Here is a 23,663-nt window from a genome sequence, read left to right as displayed (position 1 = left end):
GCGGAGGCCGCTTCCCGCGTGACCGAGCGTGCGCAGCACGTGACTGCGCGCGCCCGGTCACGCGGGATCGGCTCGCGTCCCGCTCAGGAGTCGACGCCGGTGTTGCCGTGCTCCTCGCGGTGTGCGAACTCGCTCGTCGGAACCGCCCCCGTGATCACGGGGATCACGGATGTCGCCGTCGTGATCGGGACGGATGCGGAGAGCAGCGTCCCGTCCTCGCGCAGGGTCTCGCCGATGTCGCTGAGCATCGGCCGCCCCGAGAGAACGGGGCCTTGGCCGTCGAGCGGCACCGTCACCGTCGCGCCGCCGACCACCTCGTAGCCCACTCCCCGCACGGAGAAGAGGACGGGCTCGCCCTCCTCGGCGACGACCGTGAGCTCGTTCGCCGTGATCGTGATGTGCAGCGGTGTCCCCCGCCACTGCAGCGGGAAGGACAGCGACGGCCAGTCCGCCGGCAGGCGCGGGTCGAACGACAGCTCTCCCCAGTGATCCCGCATCCCGCCGAAGCCCGCGACGAGCGCCGTCCAGACCCCGCCCGCCGATGCGACGTGCACGCCGTCGGCCGCATTGTGGTGCAGGTCGCCGAGGTCCACGTAGATCGACTGCGAGAAGTACTCGAGCGCCAGATCCTGGTACCCCACCTCCGCCGCGAGGATCGCCTGGACGACCGCGGAGAGGGTGGAGTCTCCCGTCGTCAGCGGGTCGTAGTACTCGAAGTCGGCGAGTTTCTCCTCGTCCGTGAAGTGGTTGCCCTGCAGGAAGAGCGCGAGCACCACGTCGGCCTGCTTGAGCACCTGGTAGCGGTAGATGACGAGGGGGTGGAAGTGCAGGAGCAGCGGACGCTGATCGGGCGGCGTGGACTCCAGGTCCCACACCTCGCGCTCGAGGAACACGGCGTCCTGCGGATGGATGCCCAGGCCCTCGCTGTAGGGGATGTGCATGGCCTCCGCCGCGGCATCCCACCCCGCGGCCTCGTCCACGCCCAGCCCGAGGCGGTCGACCATGAGCGCGTACTCCTCCGGCGCCTGCGCGGCCATCTCGGTGACGACGCGGGCGGCGAACCGCAGGTTGTAGCGGGCCATGACGTTGGTGAACAGGTTGTCGTTGACGACGGTCGTGTACTCGTCCGGGCCGGTGACGCCGTGGATGTGGAACACCTCCGGATCGCCGGCCTCGTTGAACCGCCAGAACCCCAGCGTCGCCCACAGTCGCGCCGTCTCCACCGCGATGTCGACGCCCTCGCGGTAGAGGAACTGGTCGTCTCCCGTCGCCCGGATGTACTTGCCGAGGGCGAAGCTGACGTCGGCGTTGATGTGGTACTGCGCGGTGCCGGCGGCGTAGTAGGCGGATGCCTCTTCGCCGTTGATCGTCCGCCAGGGGAACAGGGCTCCGGCCTCGTTGAGCTGCCCGGCGCGCTTGCGGGCGTCGGGGAGCATGACGTAGCGCATCCGCAGGGCGTTGCGCGCCCACTGGGGCGTGGAGTAGATGAGGAACGGCAGGACGTAGATCTCGGTGTCCCAGAAGTAGTGCCCGCTGTAGCCGGAGCCCGACACGCCCTTGGCCGGGACGCCCTGGCCGTCGGCGCGGGCGGCCGCCTGTGCGAGCTGGAAGAGGCACCAGCGGGTCGCCTGCTGCAGGTCGGGGTGGCCGCCGACGACGACGTCGGAGCGCTTCCAGAACGCGGCCATCCACTCCGCCTGCCGGTCGTACTGCGTCTGCACGCCCTCGGCCTCGACCCGGTCGAGCGTGCGACGCCCGCGATCCACCAGCTCGCGCGCAGGCACCCCGCGGGACGTGTGGTAGCTCACGAGCTTCGTCACCGTGACGGGCACACCCGCCTTCGCCTGGATGCGGAAGACGTTCTTCGCGATGTCGGGTTCGATCGAGGTGCGCGCCGAGTACTCGTTCTCGGTGTCGATGAGGTGGTCCGCCACCAGGGACACCGTCATGCCGGACTCGCTGACCCGGTACGAGAGCGCGGAGCGGTTCCCGTCCTGCCAGTACTCCTGCGGCTGGAGAACCCGCTCGGAGATCTTCTCCGCTTTGCGCGGGTCGAACGCGGCCTTTCCGGCACGGCCCGGCGCACGACCGCCGTAGACGTCCTCGCCGTCCTGACGGTTGATCAGCTGGCAGCTGACCGTGACGGGAGCGTCGGAGTTGAGCACCGTCACCGTGAGACGCATGATCGCGAGGTGCTTCTCCTCGAAGGACACCATCCGGTCGAACTCGATGAGCACGTCCTTGCCGCTCGGCGTGACCCAGCGCACCCGGCGGGTCAGGACGCCGGTGCGCATGTCGAGCGCGCGCTCGTACTCGCGGACGTCGGCGACGTCGAAGGAGAGCGGCTCGTCGTCGACGTAGACGCGCATCACCTTGGCATCCGGCGCGTTCACGATCGTCTGACCGACCTCGGCGAAGCCGTAGGCCTGCTCGGCGTGACGGATCGGGAAGATCTCGTGCAGCCCGTTGATGAAGGTGCCGTGCTCCTGCGCGTGGCGACCCTCGGGGTGGTTGCCGCGCAGACCCAGGTAGCCGTTGCCGAGCGCGAAGATCGTCTCGGTGACGCCGATGTCATCGAGCGAGAATCTCTTCTCGACGAGACGCCATTCGTCGACGGGGAAGCGGTCGCGATCCATCCTGTCCATCCCTTCGGTGGGGCCTGATCCGAGTGGTGCGTGCATCACGCGACGAACGCCGCGAGGTCGTCGACGACGAGCGTCGCGCCGAGGTCGAGGAGCGCCTGCGCGCCCGCACCCCGGTCGACGCCCACGACGAGGACGAAGCCCGCCGCAGCCGCGGACGCGACTCCGGAGTGCGCATCCTCGACGGCGGCGCTGCGGGCCGGGTCGACGCCCAGCATGCGCGCGCCTTCGGCGAACATGTCGGGGGCCGGCTTCGAGCGGAGCTTCTGCCGCTCGGCGACCACGCCGTCCATGACGACGGGGAAGAAACCGCGGATGCCGGCGGCGGCGAGCACCTCTTCGGCGTTCTTCGAGCTGGAGACGACCCCGATCGGCGTGCCCGCCGCGCGGAGCTGCTCGATGAGCGCGAGCGAGCCCGGGTAGGGGGCGATGCCCTCGCTGCGCAGGACGGCCGCGAAGACCTCGTTCTTGCGGTTGCCGATCCCGCAGACCGTGTCGGCGGTGGGCGGATCGCTCGGGTCGCCCCAAGGGATCTCGACGTCACGGGAGCGCAGCAGACTCGCCACGCCGTCATAGCGCTGCTTGCCGTCGAGGTGGAGGAAGTAATCCTCATCCGTGTACGGCGGCGTGATCTGCCAGGCCGTGAACAGCTCGGTGAACATGGTCTGCCAGGCGTGCATGTGCACCTCGGCGGTCGGCGTGAGCACGCCGTCGAGGTCGAACAGGACGCCGTCGTACGACGCGAGATCGGGAAGCTCGTTTGTCACTGTGCCAGCGTAGTGGCGGGGTGTGTCCGGCGTGTGTCGAATGCCTCAGACTGCGCGGGCGACATCGAGGGTCTGCCGGGCGATCTCGAGCTCTTCGTTGGTCGGGACGACGAGGACCGTCACGGGCGAGTCGTCGGTCGAGATCACGCGGATCTCGCGGGAGCGCACCTCGTTGCGGGCGGCATCGACCTTCACGCCCGCGAATCCGAGCGTCGCGAGGGAGGACGCGCGCACCAGGGCGGAGTTCTCCCCCACCCCCGCCGTGAACGAGATGACGTCGACCCCGTCGAGCTGCGCCAGATAGGCGCCGATGTAGGCGCGCAGGCGGTGGATGTACACCTCGAACGCGAGGGCCGCGTCGGCGTCACCGGACGCGCGGCGCGCCTCGATGTCGCGCATGTCCGCGGCACCCGTGAGCCCCAGCATCCCGGACTGCTTGTTGAGGAAGGCGTCGATCTGCATCGGCGTCCATCCCTCGCGCTGTCCGAGCACCAGCGCGAGCGACGGGTCCACATCGCCGGAGCGGGTGCCCATCACCAGGCCCTGGAGCGGGGTGAGGCCCATCGAGGTGTCCACCGATTGTCCGCCGTCGATCGCTGTCGCGGAGGCCCCGTTGCCCAGATGGAGCACGATCTGCTTCAGCTCGCCCAGCGGTCGACCGAGGAACCGCGCCGCCTCCTCGCTGACGAATTTGTGGCTCGTGCCGTGGAAGCCGTACCGCCGGATGCGGTGGCGTTCCGCGACATCCTTGTCGATCGCATAGGTGTATGCCGCCGGCGGCATGGTCTGGTGGAATGCGGTGTCGAACACGGCGACGTGCGGGACGTCGGGGAAGGCGGCACGGGCCGCCTTGATCCCCTGGAGGGCGCCGGGGTTGTGGAGCGGGGCGAGGAACGACAGCTCGTCGATGTTGATCTCGACCAGCGGCGTGATCAGCGTGGGCTCGAAGAATCGAGCGCCGCCCTGGACGACACGGTGACCGACGGCGACGGGCGGCTGCGCCTCGAGGGACGGGCCGTGCTCGGCGAAGGCCGCCAGCATCACGGCGAAGCCCGCCGTGTGGTCCGGGATCGGCAGCTCGCGCGTCCACTTCTCCCCTCCCGCCTCGTGTGTCGCAACGCCGGTGCCCGAGCCTGCGCCGGTCCCCGGCCCTGCGCCGGTCCCCGAGCCTGTCGAGGGGTCGCCGATCCGCTCGACGAGACCCGAGGCCAGCGCTTCCTCCGTCTCGACGTCGATGAGCTGGTACTTGAACGAGGAGGATCCGCTGTTGATCACGAGGACGACGGTCATGCGGACGCATCCGTTCCTGCAGGCTCGGCCTGCGCCTGGATCGCGGTGATCGCGATCGTGTTGACGATGTCGTCGACCAGGGCCCCGCGGGACAGGTCGTTGATCGGCTTGTTGAGGCCCTGGAGGACGGGCCCCATCGCCACGGCGCCCGCGGAACGCTGGACCGCCTTGTAGGTGTTGTTGCCGGTGTTCAGGTCGGGGAAGACGAACACGGTCGCCCGCCCCGCGACCTGCGAATCGGGCATCTTCGCCTTCGCCACGGCGGCGTCGGCCGCCGCGTCGTACTGGATCGGCCCTTCGACGAGAAGGTCCGGCGTGCGCTCGCGCACGAGCGCCGTCGCAGAGCGCACCTTCTCGACATCGGCTCCCGAGCCGGACTCGCCGGTCGAGTAGGAGAGCATCGCGACCCGCGGATCGATGCCGAACTCGCGCGCTGTCGCCGCCGACGAGACGGCGATGTCAGCGAGCTGCTCGGCGGTCGGGTCGGGGATCACGGCGCAGTCGCCATAGACGAGGACGCGGTCGGCGAGCGCCATGAGGAAGACGCTCGAGACGACCGAGACCCCCGAGCGCGTCTTGATGATCTCGAACGCGGGTCGGATCGTGTGCGCGGTCGTGTGCGCCGCCCCCGAGACCATCCCGTCGGCGAGGCCGAGGTGGACCATCATCGTGCCGAAGTACGACACGTCGGTGACGATGTCCGCCGCCTTCTCGTACGTGACGCCCTTGTGGGCTCGCAGCCGGGCGTACTCCGTCGCGAACAGGTCGACGGTCGCCGGGTCGAAGGGGCTCAGGACCTGGGCGGCGGAGAGGTCGAGGCCGAGTTCGACGGCGCGGCCGCGCACCTCGGCATCCTCGCCGAGGATCGTGAGGTCGGCGATCCCGCGCGCCAGCACGGTCGCCGCCGCCTTGAGCACGCGGTCATCGCTCCCCTCGGGCAGGACGATGCGCTTGCGCGTGGTGCGGGCGGTCTCCAGCAGCTGGTACTCGAACATGAGCGGGGTGACGACGGCGGAATGCGCAAGACCCAGCGCGCGCGTGAGCTCCTCGGTGTCGACGTTCTGTTCGAAGAGGGCGACGGCCGTGTCGAACCGCCGCTGCGACCCGGCCGCGAGCCGGCCGCGGCTGCTCATCACGCGGACGGCGGTGTCGTAGGTGTCGAGGTCGGTCAGCACGATGGGAAGGGACGAGTCGAGGCCGACCATCAGCTCCTGCACGGCGGCCGGGAGCGGGAAGGGCCCGTTGAGGATGATGCCGGCGATCGAGGGGAAGGTTCCCGAGGAGTTCGCGAGCAGGAGGCCTAGGAGCACCTCGGTGCGGTCGGCGGGAACGATCACGATCGCGCCCTCGGTGAGGCGGGGCAGGATGTTGTCGAGCGACATCCCCGCGATCACGACGTCGAGCACCTCTCGCGTGAGCAGATCGTCGTCGCCGCGGAGAAGCCGCCCGTCGATCTTCGGCATGAGGTCGCGGACGGCGGGGGCGACCAGGTAGACGTCCTCGGGGATCGCCCAGACCCCCACCGGCGCTTCGCGGATGCCGTCGGCCGCGGGGGCGTCGGCGACGACGGCGCGGATCGCGTCGTTGATCTCATCGAGGTGATCGGGGTCAGCGCGGTTGGTGATGACCGCGAAGAGTTCCGCGCGATGCTGCGTGAGGTCGGTGAGCGCCGGCATCACGAGGCGCGCGAGCTCGTCCGGGGTTCGCGGGATGCTAAAGCCCAGGCGGTCGCCCTCGCTCGCGCGTCCGTTCAGGACGAGGAGGACGGGCGTGCCGAGGTTGGCCGCGATGCGCGCGTTGTAGCCGAGCTCGCTCGTGGAGCCGACATCCGTGAAGTCGGATCCGACGATGACGACGGCGTCGCACTTGGCCTCGACCGCTTTGAACCGCTCGACGATCTTGGACAGAGCGGCATCCGCGTCGTCGCGCACCTCGTCGTAGGTGACACCGACCGATTCCTCGTAGTCGAGTTCGACGCCGATGTTGTGCAGGAGCATTTCGAGCACGTAGTCGCGCTCGAGCGCCGAGCGCGCGATCGCTCGGAAGACGCCGACGCGCGGTGTCGTGCGACTGAGCGCATCGAGGACACCGAGGACGATCGTGGACTTGCCGGAGAGACCTTCGGTCGAGGTGATGTAGATGCTCTGCGCCACACCGCCAGCCTACGGGGGCGGCTCGGAGCCCCACCAGGGAGCCCCCGGAGAAAACGCCCCCGCGCGCCGCCGTGCGCCGCCGTGCGCCGCTGTGCGCCGCCGCCCGTCCGGGCCCGGGCAAGACGGTTCCCCGGGCACGGCCGGCAGCCCCCCAGGGGAGCAAAGCGCGGTGACGAGCGGGCGTCACGGGGGTGGTATGTGGTCAGCCGGACGTGAGCGTCCGAGGGGGATGAGGGGATTGGGGAGACCCCTCGACAAACCCGGGGGCCGGTGGGGGCGCGGGGCAGCGGTAACGGCGGGGGCGCGGGCCGGCGGGGGCGCGGGGCAGCGGTGACGGCGGGGGCGCGAAGGGCGGCGGAGCGCGGGGACCGATGCGCGGCGCGGAATCCCGGGGGACCGGGGAAGAATAAGACTCTCCGCGAACCCGGCAGAGCCTGGTTACCCTTGCTACGTTTCCGTCCTGGGGGAGTTGGCCTGGGTGCCGCCTCGCGGAGAGCTTCTTGGAGTTTACCCGACGTCGGGCCTCCCCCGTGCCGCCCCGGGTTAGCATCGACCCACGTGCGTCCGCGATGACGCTTCGACCCGAACCCCGGGAGGCAGGCCGCCCATGACCCCCGCCCCGATCACCTCCGACGAGTTCGCGCGCGCCACCGACGCTGTCGTGGCATCCGTCTCCCGCGTCATCGACGGCAAGCCGGCCGCCGTGCGCGCGGCGCTCGTCTGCCTTCTCGCAGAGGGCCATCTCCTGATCGAGGACGTTCCCGGCGTCGGCAAGACGATGCTGGCGCGCGCCCTGGCGGCGTCGGTGGACGCCAGCGTCCGCCGCATCCAGTTCACGCCGGACCTCCTCCCCGGCGATGTCACAGGCGTCAGCGTCTACAACCCGGTCGAGCGGGAGTTCGAATTCAAGCCGGGCGCGATCTTCGCGCAGATCGTCATCGCGGACGAGATCAACCGCTCCTCCCCCAAGACCCAGTCCGCGCTGCTCGAGGCGATGGAAGAGCGTCAGGTCACCGTGGACGGGCAGTCGCGCCTGCTCGAGCACCCGTTCCTCGTCGTCGCGACGCAGAACCCGCTGGAGATGGAGGGCACCTACGCCCTCCCCGAGGCGCAGCGCGATCGCTTCATGATGCGGGTCTCGATGGGCTACCCGGATGCCGCGAGCGAGGCCCTCATGCTCCGCCAGCGCGACACGGTGAACCCCCTCGATTCCGTGTCTCCCGTCCTCGACGCGGCGGGTGTCCGCGCGCTGATCGCGTGGGCGCGACAGGTGCACGTCTCCCCCGCCGTCGAGGAGTACACGGTCGCCCTCTCGCGCGCGACCCGGGAGCACCCCGACCTGCGGCTCGGAGCGAGCCCCCGCGCGACCCTGCAGCTGATCCGCGCGGCGAAGGTGTGGGCGGCCCTGGACGGGCGCGAATTCGTGATCCCCGACGATGTCGCGACGCTCGTCGAACCCGTCTTCGCTCACCGCCTGATCGCCGTCCGCGGCGCCGCGACGGCCCGAGGGCGCGGAGGCGCCGACACCGTCTCCACGTCGCTGCGCGCCATCGTGGGGTCGGTGCGCGTGCCGCTCGCCACCCGCTGAGGACACCGTGTCTCGCTTCCCGCTGACCGCCCGGGGAACCGGCGCCGCCGTCCTCGCCTTCACGGCGTTCGTCGCAGCGCACGCCTTTCAGATCACGGAGCTGCTGTACATCAGCGCTCTGCTGACGGTGGCCGTGGCCGGCAGCGTCGCGACGCTGTATCTCGTGCGACGCACCGAGCGCGTCGAGCGGTTCTTCGACCCGGACGTCGGGACGGTCGGTCGGGATCTCGACGTCCACCTGCGCGTCGAGATCCGCTCACCCCTCCCCACCGCCCAGGGGCGCTGGCGCGACCGTCTGCCCGACGGCGTGACGGGGGTCCCCGAGGGGGTGTTCCCCCAGACCGGATCGGGGATGAGGACGGGGCAGCGCGGCGTCGACCTGCACTACTCGGTCACGCCGCAGCGGCGCGGCATCCGCAACATCGGCCCGATCTCGGTGAGCTCGACCGACCCCTTCGGGTTCGCGCGGCGGCGTCACGCGATCGGCCGCCCCCTGCCGCTGACCGTCACCCCCGCCGTCCTGACCCTCGCGCCGCTCGCGGATCAGGCGGGCGACGTCGGCGGGACGATGCACGCGACGACCGACCAGATCGGCCAGGGGTCGGACAACCTCGTCCCGCGGCACTACGCGCCGGGTGATTCGATGCGCCGCATCCACTGGCGTGCGAGCGCGCACCGCGACCAGCTCATGGTGCGCCAGGAGGAGCAGGAGAGCACGCCCACCGCGATCGTGGTGCTCGACCGCGCGTCCGGACGGTGGAACGTGGAGGCCACGCGCGCACCGGGCGGCGACCGCGGATTCGAGACGGCGGTCTGCGCGTGCGTGTCGATCGCCGCGCGGCTCGTCCAGGAGGGCTACCTCGTGCGGGTCGTCGACTTCGACGGCGCGGCCCTCTCCGATCCGATCGACGGCGGCGACGCCGCGGGGATCGAGCGTCTCGCGATCGATCTCGCTCCGATCACGGCGCGGCGCGACGGGATGCCGGAGACCCTCGCCGCGGTCCTGAGCGGCGAGACGGTGGGACCGCTCGTCGTGATCGGCGGCGTGCTCACCCCTCCGGACGCAGCCGCGCTCGCACCGCTCGCGCACCACAGCTCGCTGCCGGTGCTCCTCGCCGTGACGCCGACGCCCGGGGCGCTCGCCGAGGCGGCTGCCTCCGGCTGGCGCGTCGGGCGGATCGCGACCGAAGACGAGCTGGAGGGCGCCTGGGCGGACGCCGTGCAGCGGGGGGCGCATCGTGTCTTCTCCTGAGAGCGCGGCCGCTCGGGGACGCATGTGGGCTCGGGAGACCGACCGCGCGCGGCGCCCGCGCGGCGAGCTGCGCCTCACCCTCATGCTTTGGCTGTCGCTGCTCGCGACCCTCCCGCCGCTCCTGCGCGTCATCGACAAGGGCTCGTGGATCCCGGGCGGTGCGGTGCTGTCCGCCCTGATCCTCGCCGCGGCGTTCGGGCTGCGTCGGCGCGGGCTGCCGGCGATCGGGGTGACCGCCGCGGAGCTCGCCCTGTGGGTGCTGGCCGTCACCGGCGCGTTCTTCTCGGACGCGGCGCTCTGGGGCTTCATCCCGACCGGAGAGGTCGTCACCCAGGCATCCGCGGCGATCCGGGCGGCGAGCGATGAGATCGCCGTCGGCTTCGCGCCGATCGCGGCCACCCCCGCGATGTCGTTCGTGCTCGTCGCGGCGCTCGGCCTCCTCACCGTCGGACTCGACCACGTCGTGATGACGGCGCGGATGCCGCTGCTGGCCGCCATCGCGCTCGTCATCGTCTGGCTGATCCCCTCCATCGTCGTACCGGCGCCGGTCGATGTCGGAGCCTTCATCGTCCTCGCCATCGCGATCCTCGCGCTGATCCGCGCCGAGAACCGCACCCGCGAGGCTCCCGTGATGGCGGCGCGCTCGAGCGGAGTCGCGGCCGTCGCGACCGTGATCGGCGCCGTCGCGATCGTCGGCGCTCTCGTGATCGCGCCCGCTCTTCCGGCGCCGACCGTCGGCGGTGTCGGGGCGGGTGTCTCGGCACGCATCGACCCTTCGCTCGACCTCGGCGCGGACCTGCGCCAGCCCGGCGACACCCCGGTGCTGACGATGCGCAGCGACGCCGCGCAGCTGCCGAACCTCCGGGTGACGACGCTGTCGATCTTCGACGGGGCGGTGTGGATGCCCGATCGCACGCGCTCGGTCTCCCTCGCCGACGCTCCGCTGGAACCGGTGGTCGTGTCGGATGGCGTGGCGTTGACGGAGTCCCGCACGCATGTCGACGTCACGCAGCTGTCGTCGGCGTATCTCCCGATCCCCTACCCCGCGGTCGGGATCGAGGGTCTCGAGGGCTCCTGGCGGTCGGTGCCGTACAGCCGCACCATCCTGAGCCCGCAGATCTCGGCTCAGGGCCAGAGCTACGACGTCGTCTCGAACGCTCCGCAGCCGACCCTCGAGCAGATCCGCGCGAGCGCGGCGCGGGTCACCGAGGACCAGGTCGACGTCTACTCACTGCCCGCGGACACCCCCGCGATCATCGGCAGCACCGCGCGCGAGGTCACTGCGGGGGCGGCGACCGACTACGACCGGCTGGAGGCGCTGCAGAGCTGGTTCCGCGGCCCCGATTTCACGTATTCGCTCACCGCTCCCGTCGACGACGGATTCGACGACACCGGCGTCGCCGCCGTCGCGTCCTTCCTCGAGAAGAAGGAGGGGTACTGCATCCATTACGCCGGGTCGTTCGCGCTGATGGCGCGGTCGCTCGGGATGCCCTCGCGGATCGTCGTGGGGTTCCTTCCCGGCGCCTACACGGGAGATACCGTCGACGGTCAGCGCGTCGCGCAGGTGACCACCGGCCAGCTGCACGCGTGGCCGGAGGTGTACTTCGAGGGGATCGGATGGGTGCCCTTCGAGCCGACGAAGAGTCTCGGCACGGCGACGCGCTTCGTCAGCGACGCCTCCCCGTCGGGGGGTGCCGGAGCGGAGGAGACCGCGCCCGCCCCGACCCCGACCTCGACCGCTTCGGCCGGTGCTCGCCCCGACGAGCTCCGCGACGAGGCCACCGGCGCCACCGCCGGCGGGTCGGACTCCGCGCCCGACCTGCGTCCGGCACTCACGATCCTGCTCATCGCCCTGGCGATCGGTGCGGCGCCGGCCCTCACCGGAGCCGCACGGCGCGGCATCCTGCGTCGGCGCGGCACCATCGGGGCGGCATGGGCACTCGTGCAGGAGAGCGCGATCGACCTGGGTCTCGCCGTGCCCGGCGCGCAGTCGCCGCGGGCGTTCGGAGCGCGTCTCGTCTCGGCGGGTGCCCCGCAGGAGGATGTCGCCGCGCTCGTCCGCGCGATCGAGCGGGCGAGCTACGCTCCAGCGGGAGCGGATCCGGGCGGCGGCGACCGGCCGCGTGCGGCGTCGGCGTCGCCGCATATCGCGCACGCCGACGCGGCCCGCGCGGGGCTCCTCGCCTCGCACAGCTCGTTCGAGCGGCTGCGGGCGAACCTGCTGCCGCGGTCCCTCGTCATCCGCCCGGGGTCGGCCTTCGCAGACCGCGACGCCCTGGCCTGAGCGGGGCTCGGACCAGGGCGTCGGAGGCAAGGCCTCGCGGCGGGTCGGTCGATCAGGCCCGGACGGTCGACTCCGTCCGGATGCCGTCATCCACAGCATCTGAGGGAGCGGCCACGTCCTCGGCATCCGTCTCATCGTCGGAATCGTCCGAGAACGGCTCGCCGTCGCGCGGGGCGTCGTACAGCTCGCGGTCGAGGATGCCTTCGCGCTTCGCCACGATCGTCGGGACGAGGGCCTGCCCGGCGACGTTGACCGCCGTGCGGCCCATGTCGAGGATGGGGTCGATCGCGAGGAGCAGCCCGACGCCCTCGAGCGGGAGGCCGAGCGTCGACAGGGTGAGGGTCAGCATGACCGTCGCGCCGGTCGTTCCCGCCGTCGCGGCGGAGCCGACGACCGAGACGAGGGCGATGAGGAGGTACGACACGAAGTCGAGCGGGACGCCGAAGAACTGCGCGACGAAGATCGCGGCGATCGCGGGGTAGATCGCGGCGCAGCCGTCCATCTTGGTGGTCGCGCCCAGCGGAACGGCGAACGAGGCGTACTCGCGCGGCACACCGAGATTGCGCTCGGTGACCCGCTGGGTGAGGGGCAGGGTCCCGATCGAGGAGCGCGACACGAAGCCGAGCTGCACGGCCGGCCACACGCCGGAGAAGTACTGCCGGATCGACAGGCCGTGCGAGCGCACCAGGATCGGGTAGACGACGAAGAGCACGAGGACCAGGCCCGCGTAGACCGCGACGACGAACCAGACGAGCGTCAGCAGCTTGTCGGTGCCGTACTGGACGACCGCCGACGCGATGAGACCGAGGGTGCCGATCGGGGCGATGCGGATGATCCACCAGAGCACACGCTGCACGATCTTCAGGGTCGACTGCGTGAAGACGACGAACGGCTCGGCGCGCCTGCCCAGCTTCAGCGCGGCGACGCCGACCGCGATCGAGATGACGATCACCTGCAGGACGTTGAAGCCGACGGATGAGGTCGCGGCGCCGGTCGTGGCATCCACCGAGGTCGAGACGCTCAGGCCGAGGAAGTTCTGCGGGATGATCCCCTTGAGGAAGTTCCACCAGGTGCCGACCGCGTAGGGGTCGGCGGTCGTGAGCTGGTCGTGGGCGACGCGATTGCCCGGCTGGATCGTCACGCCGAGGACGATGCCGATCGTCACGGCGATGAGCGCCGTGATGCCGAACCACAGAAGCGTCTGACCCGCGAGGCGTGCGGCGTTCGTGACGTTCCGCAGCTGCGTGATGCTTGCGACGATCGCGAGGAAGATCAGCGGGATGACCGCGACCTTCAAGAGCGTCACGTACGCGTTGCCGATGGTCGAGAGCGTCGCCGTGAGGCCGTTGGGGTTTCCTTCGCCGTCCGGCCCAAGGTTCAGGGCGAGGATGCCGAGCAGAATGCCGGCGATGAGGGCGATCGTGATCTGGAAGCCGAACGAGCGATAGAACGGCTTCTTGGGCCGGTCCTTCTTCACGTTCGCGGGCGACGCCGCCGTGGGCGCTCCGGGTGCGGGCGTGGGTGTGGAACTCATGGATCTGTCTCCTGGAACGGCGGGTGCCGGTGCGGTACGACGGTCGCGGGGGGTGCGACCGTCCTTTCGACGCTACGTCGGCGGGCGGATGCCGGGCGCCGACGTGACGCCGGATGACAACGGGGCACCCCGCCGTCGCATTCCCGATCCGATCGATCACCGTGGCGGAAGCCGGCGGGCGGCGTGCGCGCGGGGAGGCGGCGTGCCCGCAGGCGGGCGGGCCCTGTCAGAACGGAGGCCGGGACACCTCGGGGAGGAAGTGCACGGGTGGAGCGGGCGCGTCCTCGCGGGAGACGCGGCCGGTGGGCGGGGTCCATTCCAGTGCTCCGCGCGCGAGCTGCCGGACCCGCCAGCGGGTGAACTGCTTCATGCTGTGGTGCCGCCGGCACAGGTGCGCGAGGTTGCCGAGCGCCGTCGGCCCGCCCCGCGCAGCATCGATCGTGTGGTCGATCTCGCACCGGATCGCGGCCCGCCGGCATCCGGGGAAGCGGCAGTGCTGGTCGCGGGCCCGCAGGTACCGGCGCTGCGGCCAGGGCGCGCGATACCGGTCGACGGCGAGCACCGTGCCCTCGACGGGCTCCGTCAGCACCCGAGCTCACATGTGCGCGTCGCCCGCGAGAGCCCGCGCCGTGTCGGCGTCGATCGGCGAACGGCCGACGAGGTCGGCGGGGCCGTCGTCGGCGCCGAGCAGGGTGAGCGCGGGGACGATGACCAGCACGTGAGCGCGGATGCCGCCGCCTATGGCCGCCCCCGGCGCCGCCGAGCGCGCCGTGTGGCTCGTCTGGCGCAACGACGATGAGCCCCACCCGGAGGGGTGAGGCTCATCTGTGGCGGAAGTGACAGGATTTGAACCTGCGAGGCGAGTTACCCCGCCTACATGGATTCCAGCCATGCTCCTTAGGCCGCTCGGACACACTTCCGTCGACGATCCTACCAGCCCGCGCGCACCGCTCCTGCGAGCGGCCACGACCGACGGGCGCGCCCGGGGCGGACACCGCGCGGGCACCCCGATCACAGCGGCAGGTCGATCTCCCGCCCGCGATCCCACGGCTCCGTCCAGCCCAGCCGGTCGAACAGCGCGTCCAGCAGGAGTGCGGTGAACCCCCACACCAGGTGGTGATCGACCTCGAACGCCGGCCCCCGCCACTCCCGTCCGCCGCGTCGGACGACCGTCACGCCCCGGCGCACGGGGTCGAGGAGCTCTGCGACGGGCGTGCGGAAGACGGCGGAGGACTCCGCCTCGTCGACGACCCGCACGGGCGACGGCTGACGCCACCATCCGAGGACGGGTGTCACGAGGTGCCCGGAGAACTCCAGCGGGGCCGCCGGCAGCGTGCCGAGAACCTCCACCCCGGCGGTGTCGATCCCGGTCTCCTCGCGCGCTTCCCGCAGCGCCGCGGCGACCGCCCCGTCATCGTCCGGGTCGACCCGCCCGCCGGGGAACGCGACCTGGCCCGGGTGAGCGCGCAGGGTCGTCGCCCGCGCGAGCAGCAGGACATCGAGGTCACGCGAGACGGCGGCATCCTGAGCGACCCGTTCGCTCGGCAGACCGTCCAGCACTCCGAAGAGGATGAGAACGGCCGCCGCCCGGACCGGCGCATCCGGGCCCTGCGGCTCCCGCGGCAGGGGCCAGCTCAGGTCGCCGCCCACGAGGGCGCGCAGCTGGGCCTGCGCCGTGGCGAGGGAGGGATCGGTCACCCCTTCAGGCTATGCCGCCCGGGCGCGCCCGGCACCGTCCGCGGCGGCTACCGTGGAGGAGTGGCCATCTCCTCCCGCACCTCCGCACGCGCCCCCCGACCGACGATCGAGCTGGAGGTGGTCGCCACCGAGCGGCTGTCCCCCCACCTCGTGCGCGTCATCTTCGGAGGCCCCGGCTTCGCGCAGTTCGAGGACCGCCCCGAGACGGACAAGTACGTCAAGCTCCGCTTCACCACGCGCGAGCCCGAATCCCTGCCGGTGACCCGCACGTACACCGTGCGTCGGGTCGACGCCGCGGCGGGAACCCTCGCGATCGACTTCGTCGTCCACGGCGACGAGGGGCTGGCCGGCCCCTGGGCCGCAGGAGCGCGCCCCGGTGACCGCCTCAGCCTCATGGGACCCGGCGGCGGCTACTCCCCCGACACCGGGGCCGACGCGCACCTCCTGGTGGGCGACCTGTCGGCGCTCCCCGCGATCGCCGCCGCGCTCGAGGCTCTGCCCCCGGATGCCAGGGGCCGAGCGATCGTGCAGGTCGACGACGACCGGGCGATCGTTCCGCTCCCGGAGGCGCCGAACGGCGTCGACGTCGAGTGGATCGTCGACCCCGCCCACGAGGTCGATGCGCTCGCGACCGTGCTCCGCCAGCTCGACTGGCCGGCCGGGACCGTCCAGGTCTTCGCGCACGGCGAGCGGGAGTCGATGAAGGCGGTCCGGCGTGTGCTCTTCGACGAGCGGGGGCTCGACCGGGCGCACGTCTCGCTCTCGGGGTACTGGGCGCGCGGACGCACGGAGGACCGCTTCCAGGCCGAGAAGCGCGAGCCCATCGGCCAGATCCTCTGACACCCCGCGCAGCCGGCCGCCGGCTCCGGCCTCCGCTTCGGGATGTCGGCGGGGGCGTCTGACCGGGTCGCTACGCTGGCGCTCGTGACAGCTCGCGCGCCCCGCATCGGCATCGTCGTGACCGATGCCTACGCCCCCGACGACCCCGATCCCGACACACCCCTGCTTCTCCATGCGCTCCGGCAGCGGGGCGCGGAGGCGGCAGCCGTCGTCTGGCACGACGAGCGGATCGACCTCGCCGCGTTCGACCTCCTCATCCTGCGCTCCCCCTGGGACTATCCCGACCGGCTCGACGAGTTCCGCACCTGGCTCGACCGCGCCGGCAGCGCGACGCGCGTCCTCAACGCGCCGGAGACCGTGCGCTGGAACCTCGACAAGCGCTACCTCGCGGAACTGGAGGGTGCGGGCGTCCGGGTGGTCCCGACCGTCTACGCCGCGTCGGCGGATGCCGCGGCCACCGCGCTCGCGACGCACGACACCGGCGACGGTCAGGCCACGGACCGCGGCACCGGATCGGGTGCACGCGTCGTCGTGAAGCCGGCCGTCTCGGCCGCGGCCCGCGATACGGGTCTGTTCGCGGCATCCGACCCCCGTGCCCTCGCTCTGGCGACGCGGATCGTCGAGGCCGGAGGCGTGGCGATGATCCAGCCGGAGATCGGCGAGCTGACGGACGGTCACGAGAGGGCGCTGTACCTCGTTGACGGCGTCTTCACGCACGCCATCGCGAAGGGCGCGCTGCTCGCGGAGGGCGGCGGACTGCGGGGCGGCGTGTACGTCGAGAACCCGGTCGTCGTCGACGCGACCCCGGCCGAGCACGCGCTCGCGCAGGACGCCCTCCGGGCTGTCCGAGCCCTGACGGACGGCTCGGCGCCGCTGTACGCGCGCGTCGACGTCGTCACCTCCACGGCGTTCGGACCGTGCGTCCTGGAGGTAGAGCTGATCGAGCCGTCCCTGAACCTCCACGTCGCACCCGAGGCGATCGCCGTCGTCGCCGAGGCGATCCTGCGCGCCGCCGGCGACGATCCGGACCGGCCCGTGTCGGTGGGCACCGCTATACCGGGATCATGACGAGAACGAGCGACTGGCTGGACGGCTATCTGCGCGCCTGGCGGACGAAGGATGCCTCCGACGTGCGCGCGATCTTCACCGATGACGCGGAGTACTTCTTCCACCCCTACGAGCGCGATCCGGTGCGCGGCATCGACGCCATCATCACGGCGTGGCAGGAACCCGAGCGGACCGAGGCGGTCGCCGACCTCGCGGTGCTCGTCGAGGACGCGCGGATCGGGATCGTCCGCGGCACCGTCGACTACCCCGGCTATGCGTCGTACGTGAACCTCTGGGAGGTGCACCTGGCCGACGACGGGCGTGCGGAGCGGTTCGTCGAGTGGTATCTGAAGGTCCCCGAAGAGACCGAGGTCTCGGTCAGCTCGTAGGCAGTCCGACCATCGCCGCACTCTGCTCCCACAGCCTCCGCGCGAGGATCGGGTCGTCCGCGAGGCGCGTGCTGCGCGCGGGACGGTTCTGGGCGTAGTAGCCGCCTGATCGCCAATCGATGCCGGGCGTGCCGAGGGCGAGCCATCCGAGTCGCGAGCCGCCGACCTCGGTGGAGGTCAGCAGGCGGCTCGCGAGCGGATTCGTGTACATCCAATGCCAGAGCCCGTTCGACGCGCCCGCGAATCCGCTGGCGATCGCACCGGGGTGGAACCCGACGGCGGACACGCCCTGGTCGCCGAACCGGCGGGCGAGCTCCTTGGTGAACAGGATGTTGGCGAGCTTGGCATTCCCGTAGGCGGTGCTCGGCGAGTAGCGGCGCTCGGCCTGGAGGTCGTCGATGTCGAAGCGGGAGAAGGCGCGAGCCGCGACGCTGGAGGTCTGGATCACCGAGGCCCGGCTCTCGATGAGGCGGTCGCGGAGGAGGTTCGTCAGAAGGAAGCCGGCGAGATGGTTCACCTGGAAGGTGAGCTCGAACCCGTCGCCGGTGACCGCGCGATCGCCGAAGATCCCCCCGGCGTTGTTCGCGAGCACGTCGATCCGCGGGTAGCGCTCCCGCAGGACGTCTGCGAGCGCGCGGACCTCGGCGAGGTCGGAGAAGTCCGCGAGATGCCAGGGGGCGCCGATGCTGTCCGCGACCGCGCGGGTCTTGTCGGAGTTCCGGCCGACGACGACGACCGTCTCGCCCGCCGCGTGCAGCTGTCGCGCGGCGGCCGCCCCGATCCCGTCGCTCGCCCCCGTGATCACGATCGTCCTGGTCATCGCTCCTCCTCCGCTTCCGCCCGTCGCGGGGCGATGATCGCCGGGTCATCCGAGCGCCAGTACTGCACCGACTGGAGGATCCAGAACACGGCGAACAGCACGAGCGCGAGCGCCTCGCCCACGAAGACACCGTAGACCGGTCCGACATGCATGGGGCCGTACAGCGGCATCCCGAGGACGACGACGCCCAGCAGGACGGCGATCCCGATGTACGCGCGGCCCAGCGCACGCGGTGCGCCCGGCCCGTCCGGCGCCACGGCGGCCCGCACCGCGACCGCGGCGATCAACGAGAAGAACAGCACCGCCGCGACCAGATGCGCCCCGTCGAGGAACACCGCCCGCGCGAAGCCCCAGGTCAGCGCGACGACGAGGAGCACGGGGACGGCGATCACGATCGAGATCGTGGCGGCCCGCCGATCGACCTCGCCGGCGAGGACGAGCGCGATCGCGAGGGCGAGCACGGCGACGCCCACGACCAGATACGTCAGGATGCCGCTGTCCACCGCCGCGTCGTATCCCGCCGGGACGCAGGACCCCGCCCCGCCCGGGCACGGCGCGTCCTGGCCCGGCACGGAGCCGGGCGAGATCCTCGTCGGCACGATCGCGATGAGCGGCACGACGATGGCGGCGGCATCCAGCAGCACCCGCTCCGCGCCGCGGCCGGAGAGGGCGAACAGCGCCACGGCGACGGCGATGAGGGCGCCGACGAAGACCGTGTTCGCGGGGGTGTAGGAGTAGTGGCTGATCGAGGGCAGCAGGCCCACGCGCGGAAGCGTCGTGGCGATCGCGACGAACACGACCACGACCGACCCGGCGATCGCGATCCGCAGGTACCGGTAGGTCCGCTGCAGCGACGTGGACTCGTCCGCACGCATGCCGGCCCGCTCAGCGCAGGAAGCGGTCGGGGTCGAACTCGTCGATCGGGATGATCCGCACCCGTGGCAGCTGGGCGTCGAAGGCATCCACGTCGTACTCGAGGTCGAAGAACTCGACTCCGGGGAGCTCGCCGAACGCGGCGTTGCGGAACTCCGCGAACCCCATGACGCCGATCCGGCGGCCGTCCAGGAGCGCGCCGACGTCTTCGACGAAGTCGCCGTCGTGGCTCACGAGCACCACGTCGCCCGCGCGCTCGCGGAGCGCCTGGAGCGTCCGCTGGATCGCGATGTCGACGACCTTCTCGTCCGCGTCGCCCGAGAGGGGGACGGGCTGGTAGCCGAGGGCGAGGAGCGCCTGGATGAACGGCATCGGCAGGTTCGTGGAGGCGTTCAGGAAGAAGAGCCCCCGCGCCTGCTGATTCCACCGGCCGGCGAGGTACGCGAGGACGCGATCCCAGCGCGGGCGCTCTTCCGGATGCGGCCGACGACCGAGGATCGATCCCCCGAGCGTCGCGTCGATGTTCTCCCCGTCGACGAGGACCCAGGTCGTGGGCTCCGTGCCGGCCACGGTCAGCCGTCCGCGCGGACGGCGTCCGCGATCGGCGTCGAGCCGGAGTTGAAGCGGATCGTGCGCCCGATCGTCGACGGATCCGCGACGGCGGCAGCCACGACGGCCGCCACATCCGCGCGGGACACCGACGTGGATTCCTCGGCGGCGACGTCGATCCGGCCGGTCGGCTCGTCCAGCGTGAGCGCGGACGGGGCGAGGATCGTCGCGTCCAGGCTGCTCGCGCGCAGGTGCGCGTCGGCCGCGGACTTCGCCTCGGCGTACGCGTAGAAGGAGTCGGCAGGGTCGACCCCGTGGTCCGGCCCCGCGCCGAAGTAGGAGACCATCAGATACCGGGAGACCCCGGCCAGAGCAGCGGCGTCCATCGAGCGGATGGCGGTATCCCGGTCGACGGCGTACGTGCGCGCCTCGTCGCCGCCTCCGGCACCGGCTGACCAGATGACGACGTCGTTGCCTGCGACGACATTCGTGAGCTGGTCGAGGTCGAGGCTCTCGATGTCGAGGACGAGCGGCGTCGCACCGGCGGCCTCGACATCGCCGGACTGCGCCTCGGAGCGGATCACCGCGGTGACGTGGTGCCCGGCCGCAGCGAGCAGCGGTTCGAGCAGCAGGGCGATCTTGCCGTGTCCGCCGATGAGCAGGATGCGGGCCATGGGTGGCTCCTTCCGTCGCCCCCGAGCCTACGCTGGAGAGGTGACCGACCAGACCTCCCTCGTCCTCGTGGCCAACGCCGGCGACGGCTCGATCTCGTCCTTCCGCTTCGACGGCGCGACCCTCGAGCGCCTCGCCGTCACCGAAGGACTCACCGGCTGCTCCACCTTCGCCGTGGACGCGGCGCAGGATCTCGTCTACGCGGGTGTGAAGGGCGAACCTGCCGGCATCGTCACCCTTGCGCTCGACCGGGGCACCGGCATCCTCGCCCCGCTCTCCCGGCTCGACCTCCCCGATGGCGGGATGAACTACCTGGCCCTCACGCCCGGGGGCGACGGGCTGCTCGGCGTCAGCTACGGCGGAGGGTACGGCATCAGCTGCCGCGTCGCGGACGGGGCCGTGGCCGAGCCCGTCTCGCGCGTCGCGTACCCGAACCTGCACTCGGTGCTCCCGTCACCGGACGGCAGGTTCGCCTACCTCGTCTCCCTCGGCGCCGATCTCATCGCGCAGTACTCGATCGGCGACGACCTCACGCTGACCCCGCTCGATCCGCCGACGGTCGCCGCGCCCGCCGGAAGCGGTCCGCGCCACCTGGTGATCGACGACGCGCGAACCTCCGTGTATGTGCTGACCGAGTTCTCGGGCCAGGTGCTGCACTACCGTCGCGACCTCGAGGCGGGATCGCTCGAGTTCGTCGGCTCGGCCCTCGCCGTCGATCCGGAGGCCGGCCTCGGCCCGAGCATCTTCGGGGAGGATCCGCTCGCCCACCACTTCATCTGGGGTGCGGACCTCCATCTGGCCGGTGACCGTCTCTGGGCATCCGAGCGCACCACGTCGACCCTCGCCGCGCTGGCCGTGTCCACGACCGGCGAGGTGTCGGATGCCGAGGCCTTCGTCGCGACCGAGACGCAGCCGCGCGGCTTCGCGGTCAGCGCCGACGGCCGCTTCCTCATCGCGGCGGGCGAGAAGTCCACGACGGTCTCGCTCTTCGCGATCTCCGGCGACCGCCTCGACCTGATCGAGCGCGTCGAGACCGGCCGCGGCGCGAACTGGGTGCGCTTCGTCTGACGGGCGCCGCGTCTCAGCGGGAGAGTTCCGGCGCCCCGAGGCGACCGGATCTCACTGTCGCACCGAGTCGGACGTCTGAAGCGTCCGAGACTCGGATGCCTCGGCATCCGGCCCGGACGACGCGTGAGCGCTCGGCACGCCGGCCGCGAGCCCGCCCGCAGCGGGCACGCCTGCAGCACGGGCGGCGCGCTCCACCAAGACGTTGACCATCGCGAAGACGAGAACGAGCGCGGCCGCGACGGCGGGGAGCGTGAGGGCCGCCGCGAGCGAGACCTCCTCCGCGAGCCACCCCGTGAACGCCGATCCGAGGGCCTGGGCGAGGGTCAGCGCCGAGCCGAGGAGGGTCATGGTGGTCGCCGCGCGCCCGACGGGGGCACGGTGGCCGGCGAGCGAGAACAGCGTCACCAGGGTCGGGCCGACGCCGAGCCCCATGAGCAGAAGCCACAGGACGACGTGATCCTGGCCCCCGTGCGCGAGCGTCGCGTAGGCGAGCGCCGACACGGTCATGACGGCGGAGAACAGGATCCAGCGCCGGCGGAGGGCGAAACGCGTCGGGAGGAGCGCGACGCCGAGCGCGAGGACGGCCGACCCGATCCCCATGAGGCCGTACAGGAGGCCGGCCTGCGCCTCGTCGCCGCGGCTCTGCGCGAAGGCCGTGAGCGAGGTCAGGGTCGTGCCGAAGAACATCCCGACGCCGAACGTCGCGGCCACCAGCACGAGGATGCGCCCGGAGAAGACGGCGCGCATCGGAGCGCGGACGGCATCGGCGTCTCCCGTGATCTGCACGCGCGCGGTCGGATGCAGGGCGAACGCCGTCACGAAGCCGAGGCTCAACGCGGCGGCGATCGCGATCGGCGCCCAGGGCGCGATGAGCGCAGCCAGGATCCCGACGAGGAACGGACCGATGACGAAGGCCGTCTCGTCTGCCGCGGACTCGTACGACATCACGCGGCTCGTGGCCGCCGCGCGGCGCTCGGGCTTCAGGCGAGCGCCGATGACGGTGAGCAGCCGGCTGCGACTCATCGCAGCGGCTTGCGGGGCGGTGAGCCCGATCGCGAGCGCGGCGGCCAGGACCACCCCCTCCGGCATCCCGCTCGTGACGATCACGGGGAACAGCGCGAGCAGCACGCCGTTCAGAAGGCCCACGGGCACGAGGATGCGGCGCTGGCCGTGCCGGTCGACGAGATCGCCGATGACGGGGCCGGCGACCACGACGCCGATGCCGACGGCGGCGGAGGTCAGGCCGCCGAGCCCGACGGACCCGGTCGCGGCGACGACGAGCATGAGCACGCCCACCGTCATCATCGCGAATGGCAGTCGGGCGATGAAGGCGATCGGCCAGTAGGCCCATCCCATGTGCTGGATCAGGGTTCGATCTTCCGTGCGTTCCACGCGTTCCTCCGAGAGTCGGCTCGTTTTCACGTGCCGCCGTTTCTCGGGCCGACCGTCATCGGTCGAGCTGGTAGATGCACTTCGCGGTCCCTGCGGCATACAGCCGACGGGAACTGCGGACACCTCATTCTACCGCGGGGGCATCCGCGAGGAGCGGCTCCCAGCAACCTCTGAGGCGGACGAGGGACCAGAATCGGATGTGCGTGCGTTGTCCCGTGTGACGCGCGCGAAGAACGCGCACGACCGAAGGAGACATCATGACCGACGACGGCAGCATCACCCGCACGCCCGGCACCGAGACGGCGGTCCTCGCCGGCGGATGCTTCTGGGGGATGGAGGATCTCATCCGGCGCCAGCCCGGGGTCCTCGACACGCGGGTCGGGTACACCGGCGGCCGCAACGAGCACGCCACCTACCGGAACCACCCCGGCCACGCCGAGGCGGTCGAGATCGTCTACGACCCCGCCGCGACCACCTACCGCGACATCCTCGCGTTCTTCTTCCAGATCCACGATCCGTCGACCCTGAACCGTCAGGGCAACGACATCGGCTCGAGCTACCGCTCGGCGATCTTCCCCCTGGACCCCGAGCAGGAGCGCGTCGCCCGCGAGACGATCGCCGATGTGGACACCTCAGGCCTCTGGCCCGGCGCCGCCGTGACGACGATCGAGCCCGCCGCTCCCTTCTGGGAGGCCGAGCCCGAGCACCAGGACTACCTGCTGCGGATCCCGAACGGGTACACGTGCCACTTCCCCCGCGCCGGTTGGGTGCTCCCGAAGCGCGCCGAGGTGTGACCCGTCCTCCG

Annotated in this window: 19 protein-coding genes, 1 tRNA gene, 1 other RNA gene and 1 pseudogene; 8 read left to right on the top strand and 14 right to left on the bottom strand. The window is 71.6% G+C overall.

What is annotated here, in order from left to right:
• Positions 1-83 precede the first annotated feature (83 nt).
• From J0P97_RS14520 to ffs, 5 genes are all read right to left on the bottom strand, one after another.
• Positions 84-2,636 carry a glycoside hydrolase family 65 protein gene (locus J0P97_RS14520; protein ID WP_215488504.1) on the bottom strand — a complete coding sequence of 851 codons (2,553 nt, stop codon included), beginning with the start codon at positions 2,634-2,636 and terminating at the stop codon, positions 84-86.
• A gap of 44 nt (positions 2,637-2,680) precedes the next feature.
• A complete protein-coding gene (locus J0P97_RS14515) occupies positions 2,681-3,409 on the bottom strand; it encodes an HAD family hydrolase (RefSeq protein ID WP_215488503.1) in 729 nt (242 codons plus the stop codon).
• Between the two features lie 45 nt (positions 3,410-3,454).
• Positions 3,455-4,699 (bottom strand): acetate/propionate family kinase, encoded by a 1,245-nt coding sequence (locus tag J0P97_RS14510; protein ID WP_215488502.1) that lies wholly within the window; start codon positions 4,697-4,699, stop codon positions 3,455-3,457.
• Positions 4,696-6,852, bottom strand: a complete 2,157-nt coding sequence (pta, locus tag J0P97_RS14505) for a phosphate acetyltransferase (protein ID WP_215488501.1) — start codon at positions 6,850-6,852, stop codon at positions 4,696-4,698. Before pta ends, J0P97_RS14510 begins: the two co-directional genes overlap by 4 nt.
• A 404-nt stretch (positions 6,853-7,256) precedes the next feature.
• Positions 7,257-7,353: signal recognition particle sRNA small type (gene ffs / locus J0P97_RS14500), an RNA gene on the bottom strand.
• 106 nt (positions 7,354-7,459) lie between these two features.
• Between ffs and J0P97_RS14495 the strand changes: the two genes are divergently transcribed.
• From J0P97_RS14495 to J0P97_RS14485, 3 genes are read left to right on the top strand one after another with little or no spacing between them, the layout of a single operon-like run.
• Positions 7,460-8,440 (top strand): AAA family ATPase, encoded by a 981-nt coding sequence (locus J0P97_RS14495; RefSeq protein ID WP_215488500.1) that lies wholly within the window; start codon positions 7,460-7,462, stop codon positions 8,438-8,440.
• 7 nt (positions 8,441-8,447) lie between these two features.
• The gene (locus J0P97_RS14490) at positions 8,448-9,692 is read left to right on the top strand and encodes a DUF58 domain-containing protein (RefSeq protein ID WP_215488499.1); all 1,245 of its coding nucleotides are present in this window, start codon (positions 8,448-8,450) and stop codon (positions 9,690-9,692) included.
• Positions 9,679-11,976, top strand: a complete 2,298-nt coding sequence (locus J0P97_RS14485) for a transglutaminaseTgpA domain-containing protein (protein ID WP_282837276.1) — start codon at positions 9,679-9,681, stop codon at positions 11,974-11,976. The genes J0P97_RS14490 and J0P97_RS14485 overlap by 14 nt, the downstream gene beginning before the upstream one ends.
• A gap of 52 nt (positions 11,977-12,028) precedes the next feature.
• Here the strand turns inward: J0P97_RS14485 and J0P97_RS14480 are convergent, their stop codons facing one another.
• The 4 genes and pseudogenes from J0P97_RS14480 to J0P97_RS14465 form a co-directional block, all read right to left on the bottom strand.
• A complete protein-coding gene (locus J0P97_RS14480; protein ID WP_215488498.1) occupies positions 12,029-13,510 on the bottom strand; it encodes a dicarboxylate/amino acid:cation symporter in 1,482 nt (493 codons plus the stop codon).
• Between the two features lie 226 nt (positions 13,511-13,736).
• A pseudogene (locus J0P97_RS14475) lies at positions 13,737-14,246 on the bottom strand (HNH endonuclease signature motif containing protein); the annotation flags it as partial.
• Positions 14,247-14,338: 92 nt separating this feature from the next.
• Positions 14,339-14,430, bottom strand: a tRNA-Ser gene (locus J0P97_RS14470).
• A gap of 91 nt (positions 14,431-14,521) precedes the next feature.
• Positions 14,522-15,208, bottom strand: coding sequence for an NUDIX hydrolase (locus J0P97_RS14465; RefSeq protein ID WP_215488497.1), 687 nt, complete (start codon positions 15,206-15,208; stop codon positions 14,522-14,524).
• A 60-nt stretch (positions 15,209-15,268) separates the two neighbouring features.
• Here J0P97_RS14465 and J0P97_RS14460 point away from each other — a divergent pair, with 60 nt between their 5' ends.
• The 3 genes from J0P97_RS14460 to J0P97_RS14450 all read left to right on the top strand — a co-directional run bounded on the left by J0P97_RS14460 (position 15,269) and on the right by J0P97_RS14450 (position 17,484).
• Positions 15,269-16,048: a siderophore-interacting protein gene (locus J0P97_RS14460; RefSeq protein ID WP_308163583.1), complete on the top strand. Its 780-nt coding sequence runs from the start codon at positions 15,269-15,271 to the stop codon at positions 16,046-16,048.
• An 84-nt stretch (positions 16,049-16,132) separates the two neighbouring features.
• Positions 16,133-17,116 carry an ATP-grasp domain-containing protein gene (locus J0P97_RS14455; RefSeq protein ID WP_215488496.1) on the top strand — a complete coding sequence of 328 codons (984 nt, stop codon included), beginning with the start codon at positions 16,133-16,135 and terminating at the stop codon, positions 17,114-17,116.
• A complete protein-coding gene (locus tag J0P97_RS14450) occupies positions 17,113-17,484 on the top strand; it encodes a nuclear transport factor 2 family protein (RefSeq protein ID WP_215488495.1) in 372 nt (123 codons plus the stop codon). Before J0P97_RS14455 ends, J0P97_RS14450 begins: the two co-directional genes overlap by 4 nt.
• Here J0P97_RS14450 and J0P97_RS14445 read toward each other — a convergent pair.
• The 4 genes from J0P97_RS14445 to J0P97_RS14430 are packed head-to-tail and all read right to left on the bottom strand — an operon-like array spanning position 17,474 to position 20,400.
• A complete protein-coding gene (locus J0P97_RS14445) occupies positions 17,474-18,304 on the bottom strand; it encodes an SDR family NAD(P)-dependent oxidoreductase (protein ID WP_215488494.1) in 831 nt (276 codons plus the stop codon). The genes J0P97_RS14450 and J0P97_RS14445 overlap by 11 nt on opposite strands.
• Positions 18,301-19,179, bottom strand: a complete 879-nt coding sequence (locus J0P97_RS14440; RefSeq protein WP_215488493.1) for a hypothetical protein — start codon at positions 19,177-19,179, stop codon at positions 18,301-18,303. The genes J0P97_RS14445 and J0P97_RS14440 overlap by 4 nt, the downstream gene beginning before the upstream one ends.
• A gap of 10 nt (positions 19,180-19,189) precedes the next feature.
• A complete protein-coding gene (locus J0P97_RS14435) occupies positions 19,190-19,747 on the bottom strand; it encodes an NYN domain-containing protein (RefSeq protein ID WP_215488492.1) in 558 nt (185 codons plus the stop codon).
• Positions 19,748-19,749: 2 nt separating this feature from the next.
• The gene (locus J0P97_RS14430; protein WP_215488491.1) at positions 19,750-20,400 is read right to left on the bottom strand and encodes an NAD(P)H-binding protein; all 651 of its coding nucleotides are present in this window, start codon (positions 20,398-20,400) and stop codon (positions 19,750-19,752) included.
• Between the two features lie 40 nt (positions 20,401-20,440).
• On the opposite strand from J0P97_RS14430, the gene J0P97_RS14425 reads away from it, so the two are divergent.
• Positions 20,441-21,466 (top strand): lactonase family protein, encoded by a 1,026-nt coding sequence (locus J0P97_RS14425; RefSeq protein WP_215488490.1) that lies wholly within the window; start codon positions 20,441-20,443, stop codon positions 21,464-21,466.
• A gap of 51 nt (positions 21,467-21,517) precedes the next feature.
• Here J0P97_RS14425 and J0P97_RS14420 read toward each other — a convergent pair whose 3' ends face one another.
• Positions 21,518-22,858: an MFS transporter gene (locus tag J0P97_RS14420; RefSeq protein WP_308163582.1), complete on the bottom strand. Its 1,341-nt coding sequence runs from the start codon at positions 22,856-22,858 to the stop codon at positions 21,518-21,520.
• 257 nt (positions 22,859-23,115) lie between these two features.
• Here J0P97_RS14420 and msrA point away from each other — a divergent pair, with 257 nt between their 5' ends.
• Positions 23,116-23,652: a peptide-methionine (S)-S-oxide reductase MsrA gene (msrA, locus tag J0P97_RS14415; RefSeq protein WP_215488489.1), complete on the top strand. Its 537-nt coding sequence runs from the start codon at positions 23,116-23,118 to the stop codon at positions 23,650-23,652.
• Positions 23,653-23,663 lie beyond the last annotated feature (11 nt).

Origin of the sequence: Microbacterium flavum (assembly GCF_018717645.1) — a bacterium.
GTDB lineage: Bacteria > Actinomycetota > Actinomycetes > Actinomycetales > Microbacteriaceae > Microbacterium > Microbacterium flavum.
Note: the sequence above shows the minus strand (reverse complement) of the source record. Positions and strands in the feature narration are given on the sequence as shown.

Bases quoted from the DNA above. Each gene is read 5' to 3' on its own strand.
- J0P97_RS14440 (WP_215488493.1), bottom strand. From the start codon at position 19,179: ATGCGTGCGGACGAGTCCACGTCGCTGCAGCGGACCTACCGGTACCTG.
- J0P97_RS14480 (WP_215488498.1), bottom strand. From the start codon at position 13,510: ATGAGTTCCACACCCACGCCCGCACCCGGAGCGCCCACGGCGGCGTCG.
- msrA (WP_215488489.1), top strand. From the start codon at position 23,116: ATGACCGACGACGGCAGCATCACCCGCACGCCCGGCACCGAGACGGCG.
- J0P97_RS14510 (WP_215488502.1), bottom strand. From the start codon at position 4,699: ATGACCGTCGTCCTCGTGATCAACAGCGGATCCTCCTCGTTCAAGTAC.
- J0P97_RS14445 (WP_215488494.1), bottom strand. From the start codon at position 18,304: ATGACCAGGACGATCGTGATCACGGGGGCGAGCGACGGGATCGGGGCG.
- J0P97_RS14450 (WP_215488495.1), top strand. From the start codon at position 17,113: ATGACGAGAACGAGCGACTGGCTGGACGGCTATCTGCGCGCCTGGCGG.
- J0P97_RS14430 (WP_215488491.1), bottom strand. From the start codon at position 20,400: ATGGCCCGCATCCTGCTCATCGGCGGACACGGCAAGATCGCCCTGCTG.
- J0P97_RS14520 (WP_215488504.1), bottom strand. From the start codon at position 2,636: ATGGATCGCGACCGCTTCCCCGTCGACGAATGGCGTCTCGTCGAGAAG.
- J0P97_RS14495 (WP_215488500.1), top strand. From the start codon at position 7,460: ATGACCCCCGCCCCGATCACCTCCGACGAGTTCGCGCGCGCCACCGAC.